This window comes from Nocardioides sp. NBC_00163 (assembly GCF_045206295.1).
Classification (GTDB): domain Bacteria; phylum Actinomycetota; class Actinomycetes; order Propionibacteriales; family Nocardioidaceae; genus Nocardioides.
Window position 1 is genome coordinate 1,676,184 of sequence record NZ_CP108155.1, and the last position, 17,102, is coordinate 1,693,285.

Genomic DNA, 17,102 nt, shown 5'->3' on the forward strand with positions numbered 1-17,102 from the left:
ACCCTCCGTTACCGGAGACTCGATCCGAATGGGTGCTGCCACCCATAAGTCCTGACCAGAGGACATGTCAGGGTTGCTGTATGAGTCATCTACCGCTCTACTGGCGGGTCTGCCTGACCAACGGCACCGTCTTCTGCGTCGGCACCCTGGTCCTGGCGCTGTCCCCGGCCCGGGTCTCCGAGCGCGTCCTGGCCTCGGAGGCGGTGGTGCTCGCGGTCGGGCTGGCGGCGATGGCGACCCTCAACGCGCTCCTGCTGCTGCGCAGCCTGGCGCCGATCGACCGGGTGATCCGCACCATGGACTCGGTCGACCACCTCTCCCCCGACCAGCGGCTGACGACCCAGGGCGAGGGAGCCGGCGCCCGTCTGGTGGCCAGCTACAACGCGATGCTGGAGCGGCTGGAGACCGAGCGGAGCACCAGTAACGCCAAGGCGCTCGCCGCGCAGGAGGCGGAGCGACACCGGATCGCCCAGGAGCTCCACGACGAGGTGGGACAGTCGCTCACCGTCGTACTCCTGGGGCTCAAGGGGCTGGAGCGACAGGTGCCGGAGGAAGTACGCCCCGAGCTCGCCGCCGTCCGCGAGTCCGCGCGCACCGGCATCGACGACGTACGCCGGGTGGCCCGCCAGCTGCGGCCGGGCGTGCTCGAGGACCTCGGCCTGCACGCCGCCCTGGCCTCGCTGGCCACCGATGTCGGCGCCCTGGGCCGCACGACCGTACGCCGCACCATCGGCCGCGGGCTTCCCGAGCTGCCCCAGGACCGCGAGCTTGTGATCTACCGGGTCGCCCAGGAGGCGCTGACCAACGTCGTACGCCACGCCCACGCCGCCACCGCCGAGCTCTCCCTGTGCAAGGTCGGCGACACGGTCGTCCTCACCGTCTCCGACGACGGCCGCGGCAGCGCCGTCCTCGTGGCCGGCGCCGGGATCAGCGGGATGCGGGAGCGGGCCCTGCTCGTCGGTGCCGACCTGAGCGTGACCAGCACCCCCGGCCGCGGCACCACCGTCCGCCTGGAGGTTCCGCTGTGACTCCCACGCCCGCAAAGATCCGGATCCTGCTGGCCGACGACCACACCCTCGTACGCCGCGGGGTCCGCCTCATCCTCGACGCCGAGCCGGACCTCGAGGTGGTCGCCGAGGCCGCCGACGGAGCCGAGGCCGTCGCGGCGCTGCGCGACGTCGAGGTCGACCTGGTGATCCTCGACGTCGCCATGCCCCGCATGACCGGCCTGCAGGCCGCGCGCACGATCGCCCGGATGCGTACGCCTCCGAAGATGCTGATGCTCTCGATGCACGACAACGAGCAGTACTTCTTCGAGGCGCTCAAGGTCGGCGCCAGCGGGTACGTCCTCAAGTCGGTCGCCGACGAGGATCTGGTCAAGGCGTGCCGTACCGCTATTCGGGGGCAAGCCTTCGTCTATCCCGGGGCCATGAGTGCCCTGGTCCGCGACTATCTCGACCGCCTCAACCGCGGCGAGAGCCTGCCGCGCACGGTGCTGACCGAGCGCGAGGACGAGGTGCTCAAGCTCATCGCCGAGGGCCATTCGACCCGGGAGATCGCCCGCGAGCTGACGATCTCCTACAAGACCGTCGAGCGGCACCGCGAGAACATCCTCGCCAAGCTGGGCCTCCGCGATCGCACCCAAGTCACGCGATATGCCATCAGAGCAGGTCTCATCGAGCCCTGAGAAGGCCTACCGTCGAAGGATGGACCCACGGCTCGACACGGACCTCGCCGGGATGACCGATCTCCTCGGCGCGATCCAGGACTACGCACAAGAGATCATCGCCGGACTCGACCGCCGACCGGTGACCTCTCCGTTCCGCCCGCCCTCCGTCGAGCGGCTTCCGGCCCGGGGGTTCGGCGGCCAGGCCGCCCTGCGCCACTTCGAGACCCGCTGGGCACCCGGCCTCTCGGCGAGCGCCGGCCCCCGCTACCTGGGCTTCGTCACCGGCGGGGCGACCCCGGCCGCGGTCGCCGGCGACTGGCTGACCTCGGTCTTCGACCAGAACACCATCACGGTCCAGGACTCCGCCGCCAGCGACCTGGAACGCGAGACGGTGCGCTGGGTCCTCGACCTGCTGGACCTTCCAGACGACTTCAGCGGAGCGTTCGTCACCGGCGCGACCATGTCCAACCTCACCGGGCTGGCGCTGGCCCGCGAGTGGCTCGGCGACCGGCTCGGGGTGTCGGTCTCGACCGAGGGCGTCGCGGCGCTCGGTGGGGTCGTCGTGCTCTCCGGCGCCGCCCACTCCACCGTCTCCAAGGCGCTCTCCGTACTCGGGCTGGGTCGCGACAGCCTCCAGCCGGTCGCTCTCCTCCCCGACCGCGATGCGGTCGACGTCGACGCGTTGCGGACCGCGCTGCGCGAACAGGACGGCCGGCCCGTGATCGTCGTCGCCAACGCCGGCACCGTGAACACCGGCGACTTCGATGACCTGGACGCCATCGCCGACCTCCGCGACGAGTTCCCGTTCTGGCTGCACATCGACGGCGCCTTCGGGGCGTTCGCTGCCCTCTCCCCCGCGCATGCCCACCTCGTCGCCGGCCTCTCCCGCGCCGACTCGATCTGCGTCGACCTGCACAAGTGGCTCAACGTCCCCTACGACTCCGCGATCCAGCTCAGCCGCCACTCGGACTTGCAGGCTCGCGTCTTCAGCAACGCCTCGGCCTACATCGGTCTCCCCGGCTCTTCCCCCGACTTCGTACACCTCACCCCGGAGAGCTCCCGGCGCCTGCGCGCCCTGCCTGCCTGGTTCACCCTGTACGCCTACGGCCGCGAGGGCCACCGCGAGATCGTCGAGCGCACCATCGCTCTTGCTCGCCGGGTCGGGAGGCTTCTTGCCGAGATCGACGGCGTCGAACTGCTTGTGCCTGTCCGGCTCAACATCGTCTGCCTTCAGGTTCCCGGCGATCCCGCCGTGCTCGCTCGCCGGGTCGCCGATACCGGCGTCACCTTCGTGACTCCTACGGTTCATCACGGCACTCCCGCGCTGCGGCTGGCGTTCAGCAACTGGCGTACGTCCGAGGCGGATGCGGATCGCATCGTCGATGTCTTTCGGCGGCTACTGTCATAGCCGGTCCGCCCGCTGGTCGAGCCGCCGGAGCCGCTAGGCGGAGGCGTGTCGAGACCAACACAGTCGCTTCTTCGGGAAACCTCGCTTAGCGACTGTTCTTCGTTTCAAGGTTCGCCGCCGACCCGGCCTTGAGTGTTTCTCGATCGTGCGCCGCGTCAAGGACGGGCTTCGCCCGCCGGCTTCGCCGGCCGCTTCGCGGTCCTTGACCCGGCACCCGATCGAGAAAGATTTCGCCTATATCGGGGCGGCGGCGAGAGAGTGGCGCGGAGCTCCGTTGCTTGTTCGCTGACTGCGTAACTGTCATCTGACCAGCACAAATAGGTCGCGCCACGGTCGCCTTGCGCATATAATAAAGCCTATGTACGAGACCATCGACCACCTCCTCACAGGGCCGCCTCCGGGTGCGTCCGAGGCTGAACTGGTCGACTGGATCTCGCGTCTCGAAGAGATCAAGTGCACCGCTGAGGCGGTCCAGGCAGAAGCGGCAGTACGTCTCGACGAAGCCGTCCGCGCCCGCCAGGCCGAGGCTGGGGTTCCTGCCCGCAGGCTTGGCGAGGGTGTCGCTTCGCAGATCGCGTTGGCGCGACGGGTCTCACCCGAGAAGGGCGCCAAACTGCTCGGGCTCGCGAAGATCCTGATCAACGAGATGCCGCACACCTTCGCCCTGATGAAGGCCGGGCTGTTCTCGCAATGGCAGGCCACCATCCTGGCCCGCGAAACCGCGTGCCTCTCGGTGGAGGACCGTCGGGTCATCGACCAGGAGCTCTGCACACCCGGCTTGAACGGTGAACCGGCTCGTGCGGTGTCGATGGGGCTACGCCAGCTCGAGAACGCCGCCAAGACGATCGCCATCACGCTCGACCAGGCATCTGTCATGGCCCGGGCCGCGAACGCCGTGAAAGACCGCCGCGTCAGCCTCCGCCCGGCACCGGACACGATGACCTGGCTCGGCGCGCTCCTGCCCGTCAAGGACGGCGTCGCCGTCTACGCCGCACTGGACCAGGCAGCGAAGGCTGCCCACGCTGCCGGCGATGAACGCAGCCGGGGTCAGGTCATGGCCGACACCCTCGTCGACCGAGTCACCGGCCGCACTGAGGGAGCCAAGCCCCGGATCGAGGTCAAGATCGTGATGACCGCCGACTCCCTCACCAACACCGGCGATCAGCCGGCCATGGTCGAGGGCTACGGACCCGTCCCCGCAACGTGGGCCCGCGAGGCGCTCAACGACGCCGAGGTCTTCGTCCGTCGCCTGTTCACCGACCCCGCCGGGCAACTGGTCGCCATGGAATCACGTGCCCGCAAAGCACCCGACGGGCTCGCGGAGTTCATCGCGACCCGTGATGGCGGGATCTGCAGGACCAACGGCTGCGACGCCCCGATCCGCAACATCGACCACGTCGAACGCCACGCAGACGGCGGCGAAACCAGAGCCGAGAACCTGCAGGGCCTGTGCGAACGATGCAACCAGGCCAAAGAAGCCCTCGGATGGCGGGCCAGGCCAAGACCCGACGGCACCATCATCACCACCACACCCACGGGCCACACCTACACCAGCCCGCCGCCCGACACCTGGGCACCAGATCCGCCACTATCGCCAGCAGAGCTCAGGCTGCGCCGCATACTCCGCGATCACACCCTCGCGGCCTGATCCACCGCGTCGGACGTACGACGACGAAGACTTCCCCGGCGAATGACGCAAGAAACCGCCACGACCAGCAGTGTCACGCTGCCTGCCGCGACACCGACGGCGAGATCGGGCAACCAGATGACGGCGAAGCCGAACGACGCGCCCAGCAGTCTCGGCAGCAGAATCAGGCCCATCGCAGCCAAGCCCGCAGCCACCGCGCAGACCCAGCTGAGCGGCGACGAACCCGGGATGCGACGGGCGGCCAGAGCGAGCAACAGACCGATCGGGACGGATCCGGCCAACAGCCAAGGCGCTGCAGACAGCAACGGGTCACCGTCCTTGACGGTTGCCGATCCCCCGCGCGCGATCTCGTCGATGTCCGCAGCCGCGGCACTCAGGCTCGGCGCGCGCTTCTCGGCGTAGGAGTTGGCCAGCACGACCACAGCCCGGTCCTCTCCGGGGAGGAGGGAGAGATGAGCGAAGTACCCAGGGGTGGCACCGGTGTGGTGAACACGGCGGCGATCACCGTCCTGGACACTCCAGCCGTAGCCATAGCCGCGCCCCTGCCCGGTGACCTCCTGAATGCTCCAGGCGTCGCTCTCGATGTTGGGCGGCAGTACTTGACCAGCCAGATTGGCCCGGGCGTACACCACCAGATCATCGATCGTCGAGATGACGTACCCGTAGGAGGCGCCGGACTCGTCGAAGCCGGGCTGGTAGGCCCGCGTCCACGACCACCAGTGGCGATGACCGGCCGGCAGCGCCGCAGCATCGTCGGCATCGGCACTGGTGTGCGTCATCCCGAGCGGCCCGAAGAGGGACTCCTCCGCGACGGCAGCGAACGACCTGCCGGTGACCTCCTCGACCAAGGCGCCCAGCACGAGGTAGTCGGCGCTGTTGTACGCGTACTCCCCCGGCGTCCCGTTGTGCTCGAGATCGCGGGCCGCCCGACGCAGCGCACCGGGGCCGTTGTCGAACCGCTCCGAGACAGCGAGTCCGTCAAGGGCGGTATAGCCGGCCGTGTGCGTGAGGAGCTGACGCACTGTGACTCGCGGCGCGTCCAGCCATGTCAGATACCGGCCCACTGGATCGTCGAGTCGGAGTCGGCCGTCCTCGACCAGGCCGAGCACCAGCGCACTGGTGAAGGTCTTGGCGACCGAACCGACCAAGAACGGAGTCTCGCGGGACACCGGAGTCCCGTCACCGTCCTCGCCCGAGATGTAGGTCCGCACCTCGTCGCCGTCGATGACCGCGACCGCCGCACCTGGAACGCCGTTGGCTTCGCGCCAGCTCTCGACGTACGCCTCGACCGCATCATCCGTCTCAGTCGGCACGTCCGCTGACGCCGGAGAGGTGATCAACACGATCGCTGCCGCCGCGGCGGCGAAGGCACTTGCCCGAAGTCGAGAAACATCCATGTCCTCGAGAATAACCATATGGACATATTGTTATCATCTGATTTATGCCCAGGACCGCAGACCATGACAGCCGACGCGCCCAGATCACCACGGGTGTACGCGAGCTCGCACTCGCCTCCGGGCTCGGTGCCGTGACCATCGCCGGGACCGCCAAGGCCGCAGGCATCTCCGTCGGCCTGGTGCAGCACTACTACGACTCCAAGGAGTCGCTGCTGGCCGACACCCTGAGCCGTCTGCTGGGCGACATCGAGGGTCGGGTCGACGCGGCGATCATCCGCGCGGAGCGCGACCATGCGCGGATCGAACACATGCTGGGAGCAGGTCTGCTGGAACTGCTTCCGCTGAGCCCCACCCACCAGAGCGAGACCTATCTCCGGCACGCCTTCGCCGGCCTCGCGCTCGACAGCCCGACCCTCGCAGAGCACCAGCGGACCTTCGACCGGCGACTTCGCGACCGGATCACCCAGGCGGTGAGGAACGGGATGGCCTGCGGGGAGGTCACCCCCGAGACCGACAGCCTCCTCGAAGGGGAGGCTGCGTTCGCCCTGACCCAAGGGCTCGCCGCGCGCCTGCTCCTCGACCAGGACGATGGTGCCCGGAGCCGAGCGAGGGCCGCCATCGCCGCCCGGATGGCGAGCGTGTTCGTCGGCCGATGCGCGAAAGAGTCTCAGCCGCCGACCAGGACGGACCCCATCGAGCCCTGGCGTTGCCCGCCGTCCTAGGGCTCAGGCGCCGAACTCCCGAGCGCGCATCCGCGCGAGGTGGGCGTGCACCAGTGGGAGCACCGAGGCGCCCTCGCCGCTCGCAGAGGCGACCCGTTTCATGGATCCGGCGCGCGCGTCGCCGACAGCGAAGACGCCCGGCACGGTCGTCTCCAGGCTCGCAGGCGGGTTCCCCTCGACCCACGCGTCTCGCGGTACGTCGCGGCCGGTCAGGACGAACCCGTGCTCGTCGAGCGCCACCGCCTCCGCCAGCCACGCACAGTCGGGTTCCGCTCCGAGCAGGCAGAAGAGGCCGTCGGCAGCGGTCTTGATGTCCTCGCCGGTGTCCAGGTTCTCCAGTCGCAACCACTCCAGCTGGCCCTCGCCCCCGCCGTCGGCGACGACCGTGCGGGTCCGGACCTGGATGTTCGACGTCGCCTCGATCTCACGCACCAGATAGGCCGACATGGTCTCCGCGAGCTCGTGACGGCGGACCAGGATCGTCACCTCGCTCGCGAACTTGGCGAGGTGGATGGCCGCCTGCCCGGCCGAGTTGCCCCCGCCGATCACGAAGACGGCACGGTCCTGCATCTCGCGCGCCATCGACGTCGCGGCCCCGTAGTAGACCCCCGCACCCACGAGGTCGTCCACGCCGGCGACCCCGAGACGCCGGTAGGTCACGCCCATCGCGAGCACGACCGTACGGGCGCAGAACTGCGCGCCGCGCACGTGCACGTGCTGGTGCTCGGGCTCGTCGGCCGGGCCTGGCTCGATCCGGGTCACCGGGCGTCCGGTGAAGAAGCGCGCACCGAACCGTCCGGCCTGGATGCGGGATCGCTGGGCGAGGCGCATGCCTGAGATCCCGCGCGGGAAGCCGAGGTAGTTGCGGATCATGGAGCTGGAGCCCGCTTGGCCGCCGATCGCGTCGCGCTCCACGAGGACCGTCGCCAACCCCTCCGACGCCGCATAGACCGCCGCCGCGAGGCCCGCCGGTCCGCCGCCCACGATGGCGACATCGGCGATCACGCCCTCCGGAATCTCGTCGAACCCGCCATAGATGGCCTCGGCGGCCGTCGCCGCCGTCGCCCCGGAGACCACGCGTCCCGTGAAGGTACGAACCAGAGGCAGCCGTGCCCCCGGACCGGCGGCCTCGATGAGCTCCTGCGCCTCGTCGTCGCTCGGCCCCAGCGAGCGATGCGGGAAGCCCATCCGTTCCAGCAGGTCGCGCACCGCCGCCGCGTCGCGGTCGCCTGGCTCGGCCACGACGTCGGTCACGGTCACCAGGGGTCTGCCCACCGACCACCCCCATTCGGAGAGCAGCTCGATCAGCGCGGTATGGAACTCCTCGTCCCGCGGGCCGCGCGGGATGAGCACGAAGGTGTCCATCTCGCGCTGGAGCGCCGCGGCGCGCAGGTCGTCGAGCGCATCGGCGAAGTCATCCCACGAGACCAGCGCCACGCGACGTGCCGTCGCCACGATGGCCGGTACGTGGTGCAGGAACTCGATCGAGGTGCCTTCGTCGAGGACGTGCTCGGCGGCGACCATCGCGATCTGCGCACCCTCGGCCACGAGGGAGCGTGTCCTGTCGAGACCCGCGGCGAAGCCCACCACCGGCTCGATCCGGTAGTCACGGTCATACCGGGCCCGGAACTCCCGCTCGACGACGTCGGCGTGCTCGCCGCCGACCAGCACGATGACTGGCTTGTCACGCTCCATGCCGCACAGCGTAGACGCGGCTCGGCAGGCACTCCGTCTGTTTCGGTGTCTCAGTCGCCGAGAAACTGGCGAAGGGCCGCGAGGAAGGTCTCCGGCTTCTCGGAGTGGACCCAGTGCCCGGCGCCCTTGATCGTCACCTTGCGGTAGCGCGGGAACCACTCCTTCATCGCCGACGCGTACTCGTCGGTGACGTAGTTGGACAGCTCGCCGGCCACCCACATCACGGGCCCGTCGTACGGGTCGTACGCCTTCAGCTCGTCGGCCGGCCAGTCGCCGATGCGGTCCAGGTCGCGGCCCAGGACGGGGAGATTCATGGACCAGCGCCAGCTGTCGCCGTCGCGGCGCAGGTTCTGCAGCAGGAAGCCGCGGATCGTCGGGTCCGGGACCGCCTCCTGCATCCCGGCGTCGGCCTCCTCGCGTCGGGTGATGCGGTCCAGGTCGAGGCTCTGCATGGCGTCGACGTACGTCTTGAATCCGCCGACGCGCTCGTAGACGACCGGGGACATGTCGGCCACGACGAGCTTCGCGACCAGCTCGGGGCGGGTGATCGCGAGCAGCATCGCCACCTTGCCGCCCATCGAGTGGCCGACCACGGTCGCGGGGTCGTCGGCCGAGAGCAGCTCGGCGACGGCCGCGGTCACGTCGAGGTAGTCGAAGGTGTCAGGCTGCGGAGAGCGACCGTGGTGCGGCAGGTCGACGAGCGTGACCCGATGCTTGTCGGCCAGCTGCTTGCCGAGCGTGTTCCAGTTGCGTCCCTGTCCGAAGAGTCCGTGCAGGAAGACAACCCGACTTCCGGCGTCGCCGAGCTCGAGCGTATGAAGTGGTGGCACCGGGGAAGCGTACGCCGCTAGAAATCGAAGCCGTCGAACATGTCGCCGATGCCGTCGCCGATCCCGCCGAACATGTCGCCCATGCCCTCGCCGATGCCGCCGATCGCGTCGCCCATGCCCTCGCCGATCTCGCCGAAGGCGTCGAAGCCGCCGAACGCGCTGAACATCAGCCCGGCGAACATCCAGTCCATCGGCGAGAAGGCGCCGAAGTAGCCGGCGGCGTAGGGCCGGTAGGCCGGGCCACCCTGCCAGTAGGGAACGCGCTCGTTGCCGACCATCACCTTGCGGGTGTCGGGCTCCGCGCCGACCTTGACGCGCTCGGCGTCGAGCGCACAGGCGGGTACGTCACGGCTGGTGCCGCCCGGCGGCGCCCAGGCCACGTCCTCGACCGAGAGCCCGTGGCGGGGGTCGAAGAAGCACGGCGGACGGCGCTTCGGCAGCGGCTCGCCGGCGACGCGTGCCTCGACGCAGGCGATCGCGTAGCGGCCGTCCTCGACGATCGTCGTGATCTTCTTGACGTCGTCGGGCACGGTCATCTTGTCGACGGTGCGTTTGGCCGTCTCGTATTCGTCCAGCGCGCGCTGGTAGTCGGCGTTGGCGCCCTCGTCGAGCTCCTTGCCGGCCATGTCCAGGTCAAGCCTCTGCAGCTCTTCACCGAAGGCGGTCACGTCCTCGAAGGCGAGCTGCTTGACCGGCTCGAGGTCAGCGCGCTGCTTTTCCAGCGCTCGCGCCTGCGAACGCTTGCTGGTCACTACCACGGTCCCGATCACCGCGACGACGATGAGAAGTGCGATCAGAAGTCCCACGTCTTTCAGCGTACTGCCACGGTGGTCGGGCCGGGAGTGACCTCTTGTCAGGAGTAGTCGCGGAAGCCCTTGCCGGTCTTGCGGCCGAGGTAACCGGCGGTGACCAGGTGCTCCAGCAGCGGCGCGGGCGCGAAGCCCGGCTCGCGGAACTCCAGGTAGAGCTCGCGCTCGATGGCCAGCGAGACGTCGTTGCCGACGACGTCGAGCAGCTCGAACGGACCCATCGGCAGCGCACAGCCGAGCTTCATCGCGGTGTCGATGTCGTCGGCGGTCGCGTAGTGACCCTCGAGCATCTTGACCGCGTCGTTGAGGTAGGGGAAGAGCAGCGCGTTGACGATGAAGCCGGCCCGGTCACCGCACGAGACCGGCGACTTGCCGACCTCCTTGCAGAGGGCGCGGACGGTCTCGGAGACCTCCTCGTCCGTGGTCACGGTGGAGACGACCTCGACCAGCTTCATCACCGGCGCCGGGTTGAAGAAGTGCATCCCGACGACGTCGGACGGCCGCTTGGTCACCTTCGCCAGCTCGATGACCGGCAGGCTCGAGGTCGTGGTCGCCAGGATCGCGCCCGGCTTGCAGATGTCGTCGAGGTTCTCGAAGAGCGTGGTCTTGATGGCCAGGTCCTCGGCGATAGCCTCCACGACGATGTCGACGTCGGCCAGGTCGTCCAGGGAAGTCGTGCCGGTGAGCCGGCTGAGGATCTCCGGCTTCGCCGACTCCTCCAGCTTGCCCCGTCCGATCGCCTTGTCGAGGCTCTTGGTGATCCGCGCGGCGACACCGTCGACCTTGTCGGGGCTGCGCCCGACGTACGTCACGTCGTAACCGCCCTTGGCGAAGACCTCGACGATCCCCGACGCCATCGTTCCGGTCCCGACGACGCCTACCTTGGCGATGGAACGGCGCAGCTCGTGGGTGGCGTCGGCGCTCGGGGTCAGCGCGTCCGGGACGACGACCGGCGAGTCGGCGGCCTCGTAGGTGTAGAAGCCGCGGCCCGACTTTCGGCCGAGCATCCCGGCGGTGACCATCTGCTTGAGGATCGGCGCGGGGGCGTGCAGCCGGTCGCGGCCCTGGCGGTACATCGTGTCGAGGATCTCGTAGGAGGTGTCCAGGCCGATCAGGTCCAGCAGCGCCAGCGGTCCCATCGGGTAGCCGCAGCCCAGCCGCATCGCGGTATCGATGTCCTCGCGGGTGGCGTAGTGGCCCTCGAACATCGAGACCGCGTGGTTCAGGTAGCCGAAGAGCAGCGCGTTGGCGATGAACCCGGCCCGGTCGCCGCAGACGACCGGCGACTTGCCGACCTTGCCGACGACCTCGCGCACGTCCTCGAGCACCTCGGGCTCGGTCACCACGGTGCGTACGATCTCGACGAACTTCTGCACCGGAGCGGGGTTGAAGAAGTGCACGCCGACGACTCGCCCCGGGTGGTTGGAGGCGGTCGAGATCTCGGTCACCGACAGCGACGAGGTGTTGGTCGCCAGGATCGTCTCGGGAGCCACGATCTCGTCGAGGGTGGCGAGGATCGACTTCTTCAGCTCCAGCGACTCCACGACCGCCTCGACGACCATGTCGACGTCCTTGAGCGCCGTCGCATCGGTGGCGAAGGAGATCCGGCCGAGCAGCGCCTCCTGCTCCTCCTCGCTGAGCTTGCCGCGCTTGACCGCGCGACCCGTCGAGTGCGCCAGGTGGGCCTTGCCACGCTCGAGGCCCTCCTCGTCCCGCTCCACCCCGACCACGGTGAACCCGTTGCGGGCGAACACCTCCGCGATCCCGGCACCCATGGTGCCCAGGCCGACGACTCCGACTGTCTCGATCGTGCGCTCACTCATGCCCCGCATCCTGCCATGGGGTGACGTCCGGCACGCCGGTGATGCCGCTAGATTCGGGCGCTGTGACCGACCAGACCCAGGCCGCCGAACGCATCGAGGCCGAACGCATCGACGCCGAGCGGATCATCCCCGCCTCCCCCACCGACATCTTCGCCGTTCTCATCGACCCCGACGGCCATGTGGCCATCGACGCCGCCGGCATGCTCCAGTCCGCGGAGGGATCGCCGGTGGGCGCGGTCGGCGACCGATTCGTCGTCCACATGGACCGCGAGGCCCTCGGCGACTACCCGCTCGGCAAGTACGACGTCACCGTGATCGTCACCGGGTTCGAACCCGACCGGGCGATCGAGTGGACCATCGAAGGCACCATCAAGCCGCCCATCGGCCACCGCTTCGGCTACGAGCTGGAGCAGCTCGACTCCGGCGACACCCGGGTCACCTCGTACTGCGACTGGTCCACCGCTCTGCCCGAGTGGAAGGCGATCTTCCCGGTCATCGACCAGAAGTCCATCCGGGCCACCCTGGGAATCCTTGAACGAGCCGTACGCCGCGGCTACCCCCGCCCCTGATCGAGGCCCCGCATGCCGAGGCGTCACTCGCGCGAATCGAGTCGGCACCGAAGTGCCGACTCGACTCGCGTAGGTGACGCCTCGGCCGACGTACGTGACTTCTCAGCGGGGCCGGAGATCAGTAGGTGTGGAAGCCCTCGCCGGTCTTGCGGCCGAGCTTGCCTTCCTGGACCTTCTCGACCAGGAGTGCGGCGGGCTCGAACCCGGGCTCGCCGAACTCGTTGCGGAGCTCGGACTGGATGGCCAGGGAGACGTCGTTGCCGACCACGTCGAGGAGCTCGAAGGGGCCCATCGGGAAGCCCGCGGTCTCCTTGATCGCGGCGTCGATCTCGGCGATGGCGACGCCGGACTCGTGCAGCTTGATCGCGTCGTTGAGGTAGGGGAACAGCAGCGCGTTGACGATGAAGCCGGAGCGGTCGCCGCAGGAGACCGGGACCTTCTTGACCGCGGTGGACAGTGCGCGCACGGTCTCATCGACCTCGGGCGAGGTGAGGTCGGTGGTGACCACCTCGACGAGCTTCATGACCGGCGCGGGGTTGAAGAAGTGCATCCCGATGACGTCACCGGGGCGTGCGGTCACCTTGGCGAGCTCGGTGATCGGCATCGAGCTGGTCGTCGTCGCGAGGATCGCCCCCGGCTTGGCGATCCGGTCGAGGTCCTTGAAGAGCTCGGTCTTGACCTCGAGGTCCTCGGCGATGCCCTCGACGATCAGGTCGGCCTCGCCGAGATCCTCGCGCGAGGTGCTACCGGTGAGGCGGCCGAGCACCGCGGCCTTGGTCTCCTCGTCCGAGCGGCCCTTCGCGATGGCCTTGTCGAGCGACTTGGTGATGCCGGCGACGACCCCGTCGAGCTTCTCCTGGGAGCGGCCGACGAAGACGACGTCGTACCCGGCCTGGGCGAAGACCTGGACGATGCCCGAGGCCATCGTGCCGGCGCCGACCACGCCGATCCTCTCGATCGTGTGGCGCAGCTCCGGAGCCTTGGCGTGGTCCCCGGCCACCGCGGCGAACGTCCCGGCCTCGCCGGCGACCTTGGTGAGCAGGTCGGCGGGCTTGTGCAGGTTGTCGCCGGTCTCCTCGAAGCGGGCGAGCAGGGCGTCGCGTACGGCGACGGCGCCGATCTCGTCGGCCGTGGCCAGCGGCCCCTGGGGGTAGCCGCAGCCGAAGCACATGGCGTTGTCGATGTCGGTGGCGGTGGCGTAGCCCGACTCGAGTATGCGAATGGCGTGGTTGAGGTAGGGCAGCACGAGCACGTCGTGGATGGAACCCTGGGTCGAAACCGTCATGCGACGGAAGACTGCCAAATTTATTACCCATGAGTAACCCCTAGTGGCGTGACGCTGCTCACATGGGGCCATGCGATACGTTCTTCCGGTGAGACTCGTCGTTGCCACCTGCCAGGTCGACTACGCGGGGCGGCTCACCGCCCACCTTCCGATGGCCACCAGGGTGTTGATGCTCAAGGCCGACGGATCGGTGCTGGTCCATTCCGACGGGGGCTCCTACAAGCCCCTCAACTGGATGTCGCCGCCCTGCACCCTCTCGGAGGGCAAGTCCGAGGACGGCCGCGTCGAGTGGACCGTCACCTCACGGAGCACATCCAAGGGGCTTGACGACACCCTGCGGATCCTGATCGACGAGATCCACCACGAGACCTCGCACGACCTCGGCATCGACCCCGGCCTGCAGAAGGACGGCGTCGAGAAGCACCTCCAAGAGCTCCTCGCCGACCACCCGGCGACGCTGGGCGAAGGGCTGACCCTCGTACGCCGGGAGTACCCGACCGCGATCGGGCCGGTCGACCTGATGTGCCGCGACGCTGCCGGGAAGTCGGTCGCTGTCGAGATCAAGCGGCGCGGTGAGATCGACGGCGTCGAGCAGCTGACCCGCTATCTCGAGCTGCTCAACCGCGACCCGCTGCTGGCCCCGGTGAGGGGCATCTTCGCCGCTCAGGCGATCAAGCCGCAGGCCCGCGTGCTGGCCGAGGACCGCGGCATCACCTGCGCGATCGTCGACTACGACGCACTCCGCGGCCTCGATGATCCGACCGAGAGACTCTTCTGACCAACAGTTGGTGCACGGTCAGGCAAGTTCACACAGGGGAAACGCCTTTCCTTACCTTTGAGTAGGAACAGCGTGACAAGATTCACGCCATGTCCATGAACTACTCGGGGCATGGCGTTGGGGGCCGCCTGTCCGTGAGCGACGTCGAGGCGATCATGATCGATCTCCTGACGATGCAGCAGATGCACACGGCAGAGTTCCATGCGATCAAGAGCCGGATGGAGCGCACCGACGCGGCGATCGACAGTGTCAACGCGCGCCTGGACAGCGTGGAACGGCGGCTGGACGACCTGCTGATCTCGATGAGCCAGCTGCTCAACTGGGCCAACCCCCGCTGACCCGTCGCCCAACCGCCGTGGCGGCTACTCCACGGTGATGGGCTCACCACCGGAGACGAGGCGCCAGTCGACCGAGGCGAACGCGGCCGGGTCGATGACCTGGTGCTCGGTGACCCAGTCGATGAGCAGCTGCCGGATCTCGACCTGCTGGTTGTAGACCACGGTGGCGTCGGTGACGTGCGGGAAGCCGCCGCCACCGGACTGACGGTAGTTGTTGATCGCGAGCACGAACTCCTGCCCGTCGGTCACCGCGACGCCGTCGTAGGCGAGGTTGGTGATCCGCGAGCCCACCCCGACCGAGATGTCGATGTCGTAGGTCAGAGCCGCGTCCAGGCCCGCGATGGTGTCGAAGTTGTAATCGGGCGTGCCGTTGGGCGCGGTGTCGGTCGGCGCGTTGGTCACGGCGTCGATCGGGAACGGGCCGGTGCCGCTGACCTGCTTGAAGTAGCGGGCGGTGAACTCGAGGTAGTCCTTGAGCTGCGCGCCGGTGATGCGCACCGCCATCAGGGTGTTGTCGTAGATGTAGAGGCCGGCCACGTCGCGTACGGTCACCTCGCCTGCGGGGAAGGCCGCGGCGCGGCTGAACGGGGCCGCGATCGAGATGACCGGCAGCTCCGCGTCGGAGCCGGTCAATGCCGCCTTGACCGCGTCGGCCTGGACGAAGTTGACGAAGTCGATGATGGGTACGTCCTCGACGACCGCCCGCGCGGCCAGCATCTCCACCGCCGAGGTGCCGACGACGGAGTTGACGTAGGAGACCACGACGTCGTGCTGCTCCTGCACGGCGGCCGAGACCTCCGGGTCGGGGTCCACGGTGTTGGAGTTGAGCGTCTGCGAGGTCGCCGACTGCAGGACCCAGCGGGGCCTTCCGTGACGCTTCTCGCGGCGTACGACCAGGTCCATCACGGAGACGCGCATGCCCCAGTAGAGCGGCTCGGTCAGCAGCACCTGCTTGCCGGTCTCGGTGTTGGTGACGTAGCGCTGCGTGATCTCCCGGTGGGCGTGGCCGACGAGGATCGCGTCGACGTCCGCCACCTGCTCGGCGACGAGGGTCGAGGCGTTCTCAGGGGGCAGCTCGTCGCCGTAGGAGCTGGAGGTGTCGGCGCCGGAGTGGGCACTGATGATCACCAGGTCGCAGCCGGCCTTCTTGAGCTCGGGCACGAAGATCTTGGCCTGCTCGACCAGCCCCGGGAACTCCATCCTCCCCTCGACGTTGGCCTTGTCCCAGATCGCGATGCCGGGGTTGGTCAGACCGAGCACACCGACGCGGAGACGGCGGCCGCGGCCCAGGTCGTAGTCCTTGATGATGTAGGGCGGGAAGACCGGCAGCTTGGTCGACGGGTCGACCGCGTTGGCGCCGAGCATCGGGAAGTTCACCTGCTCCTCGAACTTCCGGATCGTGTCGATGCCGTAGTTGAACTCGTGGTTGCCGAGCGCCGCGGCGTCGTAGCCGACCAGGTTCATCGCCCGCGCCATCGGGTGGATCGCCCCCTCGGTGATCGGGTCGATCCGGGCGTAGTAGTAGGCCAGCGGGGTGCCCTGGATGGTGTCACCGGCGTCGATGGTGAGGATCGGCTCGCCGCGACGATCCTCGCGGACGGCGTCGATCAGCGTCTTGACCTTGGCGACGCCGATCTCGTTACCGGCGCTGTTCGAGAACTCGGCGTTCTTGTAGTAGTCCCAGTTGAAGACGTTGCCGTGCAGGTCGGTCGTACCGAGCACAGTCAGCCGAACGGTGTCGGGCTTGCGCCCGCCGTTCACACCATGGGCAGGGGCGGCGGTGTAACCGGCAGCGCTCAGCGCCGCGGCGCCCGTGACAGCAGCACCGGACAGGACAGAGCGGCGGGTGGCGTGAGGCATCGGTAACGTCCTTGCGCGAGTAGGTAATCGAATGCAAGGCAATTCCTACCACCTCGGACGCAACTTGGCGGCGCCTTCCGTCAAGCAGCCAGATGCTTCTTCTTGACCGGCTTGCCGTCGAGGGTGACCAGACGGCGCTTCTTGACCGTCATCCCCTCGGGCAGGGTGCCTTCCTTGAGCATCCGGATCGGGCACCGCTTGCAGCGCGACTTCGACACGCAGCACTCCGTCTTGGGAGGCTTCCTCTTCTTGCCCACGCTCGAAGGGTAAC

Annotated in this window: 16 protein-coding genes; 8 read left to right on the top strand and 8 right to left on the bottom strand. The window is 68.5% G+C overall.

Features of this window, described 5'->3' with window-relative positions:
• The first annotated feature begins 80 nt into the window (after positions 1–80).
• From OG801_RS08015 to OG801_RS08030, 4 genes are all read left to right on the top strand, one after another.
• Positions 81–1,028, top strand: a complete 948-nt coding sequence (locus OG801_RS08015) for a sensor histidine kinase (protein ID WP_406035067.1) — start codon at positions 81–83, stop codon at positions 1,026–1,028.
• Positions 1,025–1,687, top strand: coding sequence for a response regulator transcription factor (locus OG801_RS08020; protein WP_141803142.1), 663 nt, complete (start codon positions 1,025–1,027; stop codon positions 1,685–1,687). The genes OG801_RS08015 and OG801_RS08020 overlap by 4 nt, the downstream gene beginning before the upstream one ends.
• A 19-nt stretch (positions 1,688–1,706) precedes the next feature.
• Positions 1,707–3,077: a pyridoxal phosphate-dependent decarboxylase family protein gene (locus OG801_RS08025; protein ID WP_406035069.1), complete on the top strand. Its 1,371-nt coding sequence runs from the start codon at positions 1,707–1,709 to the stop codon at positions 3,075–3,077.
• A 358-nt stretch (positions 3,078–3,435) separates the two neighbouring features.
• Positions 3,436–4,725, top strand: coding sequence for a DUF222 domain-containing protein (locus OG801_RS08030; protein ID WP_406035071.1), 1,290 nt, complete (start codon positions 3,436–3,438; stop codon positions 4,723–4,725).
• Here the strand turns inward: OG801_RS08030 and OG801_RS08035 are convergent.
• A complete protein-coding gene (locus OG801_RS08035) occupies positions 4,707–6,122 on the bottom strand; it encodes a serine hydrolase domain-containing protein (protein ID WP_406035073.1) in 1,416 nt (471 codons plus the stop codon). The two genes, OG801_RS08030 and OG801_RS08035, sit on opposite strands and share 19 nt — an antisense overlap.
• A gap of 44 nt (positions 6,123–6,166) precedes the next feature.
• On the opposite strand from OG801_RS08035, the gene OG801_RS08040 reads away from it, so the two are divergent.
• Entirely contained in the window at positions 6,167–6,844 is a 678-nt protein-coding gene (locus tag OG801_RS08040) for a TetR/AcrR family transcriptional regulator (protein WP_406035075.1), read from the top strand.
• Positions 6,845–6,847: 3 nt separating this feature from the next.
• Here the strand turns inward: OG801_RS08040 and OG801_RS08045 are convergent, their stop codons facing one another.
• The 4 genes from OG801_RS08045 to OG801_RS08060 are packed head-to-tail and all read right to left on the bottom strand — an operon-like array spanning position 6,848 to position 12,001.
• Positions 6,848–8,539, bottom strand: coding sequence for an FAD-dependent oxidoreductase (locus OG801_RS08045; RefSeq protein ID WP_406035077.1), 1,692 nt, complete (start codon positions 8,537–8,539; stop codon positions 6,848–6,850).
• A gap of 50 nt (positions 8,540–8,589) precedes the next feature.
• The gene (locus OG801_RS08050; protein ID WP_406035078.1) at positions 8,590–9,369 is read right to left on the bottom strand and encodes an alpha/beta fold hydrolase; all 780 of its coding nucleotides are present in this window, start codon (positions 9,367–9,369) and stop codon (positions 8,590–8,592) included.
• A gap of 17 nt (positions 9,370–9,386) precedes the next feature.
• Entirely contained in the window at positions 9,387–10,175 is a 789-nt protein-coding gene (locus OG801_RS08055; RefSeq protein ID WP_355018988.1) for a hypothetical protein, read from the bottom strand.
• 47 nt (positions 10,176–10,222) lie between these two features.
• Positions 10,223–12,001, bottom strand: coding sequence for a 3-hydroxyacyl-CoA dehydrogenase family protein (locus tag OG801_RS08060; protein ID WP_406035080.1), 1,779 nt, complete (start codon positions 11,999–12,001; stop codon positions 10,223–10,225).
• Positions 12,002–12,063: 62 nt separating this feature from the next.
• Here OG801_RS08060 and OG801_RS08065 point away from each other — a divergent pair, with 62 nt between their 5' ends.
• The gene (locus OG801_RS08065) at positions 12,064–12,570 is read left to right on the top strand and encodes a polyketide cyclase (RefSeq protein ID WP_406035082.1); all 507 of its coding nucleotides are present in this window, start codon (positions 12,064–12,066) and stop codon (positions 12,568–12,570) included.
• A gap of 118 nt (positions 12,571–12,688) precedes the next feature.
• Here OG801_RS08065 and OG801_RS08070 read toward each other — a convergent pair whose 3' ends face one another.
• Complete coding sequence (locus OG801_RS08070) at positions 12,689–13,855, bottom strand: 3-hydroxyacyl-CoA dehydrogenase NAD-binding domain-containing protein (protein ID WP_406035084.1); 1,167 nt, start codon at positions 13,853–13,855, stop codon at positions 12,689–12,691.
• Between the two features lie 88 nt (positions 13,856–13,943).
• Between OG801_RS08070 and nucS the strand changes: the two genes are divergently transcribed.
• Complete coding sequence (nucS, locus tag OG801_RS08075; RefSeq protein WP_406035086.1) at positions 13,944–14,633, top strand: endonuclease NucS; 690 nt, start codon at positions 13,944–13,946, stop codon at positions 14,631–14,633.
• Positions 14,634–14,767: 134 nt separating this feature from the next.
• Positions 14,768–14,971, top strand: a complete 204-nt coding sequence (locus OG801_RS08080; RefSeq protein WP_355226247.1) for a hypothetical protein — start codon at positions 14,768–14,770, stop codon at positions 14,969–14,971.
• A 24-nt stretch (positions 14,972–14,995) separates the two neighbouring features.
• Here OG801_RS08080 and OG801_RS08085 read toward each other — a convergent pair whose 3' ends face one another.
• Positions 14,996–16,831: a bifunctional metallophosphatase/5'-nucleotidase gene (locus tag OG801_RS08085; protein ID WP_406035088.1), complete on the bottom strand. Its 1,836-nt coding sequence runs from the start codon at positions 16,829–16,831 to the stop codon at positions 14,996–14,998.
• Positions 16,832–16,911: 80 nt separating this feature from the next.
• Entirely contained in the window at positions 16,912–17,088 is a 177-nt protein-coding gene (locus tag OG801_RS08090; protein WP_008362162.1) for a hypothetical protein, read from the bottom strand.
• Positions 17,089–17,102 lie beyond the last annotated feature (14 nt).

Bases quoted from the DNA above. Each gene is read 5' to 3' on its own strand.
- OG801_RS08070 (WP_406035084.1), bottom strand. From the start codon at position 13,855: ATGACGGTTTCGACCCAGGGTTCCATCCACGACGTGCTCGTGCTGCCC.
- OG801_RS08040 (WP_406035075.1), top strand. From the start codon at position 6,167: ATGCCCAGGACCGCAGACCATGACAGCCGACGCGCCCAGATCACCACG.
- OG801_RS08045 (WP_406035077.1), bottom strand. From the start codon at position 8,539: ATGGAGCGTGACAAGCCAGTCATCGTGCTGGTCGGCGGCGAGCACGCC.
- OG801_RS08035 (WP_406035073.1), bottom strand. From the start codon at position 6,122: ATGGATGTTTCTCGACTTCGGGCAAGTGCCTTCGCCGCCGCGGCGGCA.
- OG801_RS08015 (WP_406035067.1), top strand. From the start codon at position 81: ATGAGTCATCTACCGCTCTACTGGCGGGTCTGCCTGACCAACGGCACC.
- OG801_RS08025 (WP_406035069.1), top strand. From the start codon at position 1,707: ATGGACCCACGGCTCGACACGGACCTCGCCGGGATGACCGATCTCCTC.
- OG801_RS08030 (WP_406035071.1), top strand. From the start codon at position 3,436: ATGTACGAGACCATCGACCACCTCCTCACAGGGCCGCCTCCGGGTGCG.
- OG801_RS08060 (WP_406035080.1), bottom strand. From the start codon at position 12,001: ATGAGTGAGCGCACGATCGAGACAGTCGGAGTCGTCGGCCTGGGCACC.
- OG801_RS08085 (WP_406035088.1), bottom strand. From the start codon at position 16,831: ATGCCTCACGCCACCCGCCGCTCTGTCCTGTCCGGTGCTGCTGTCACG.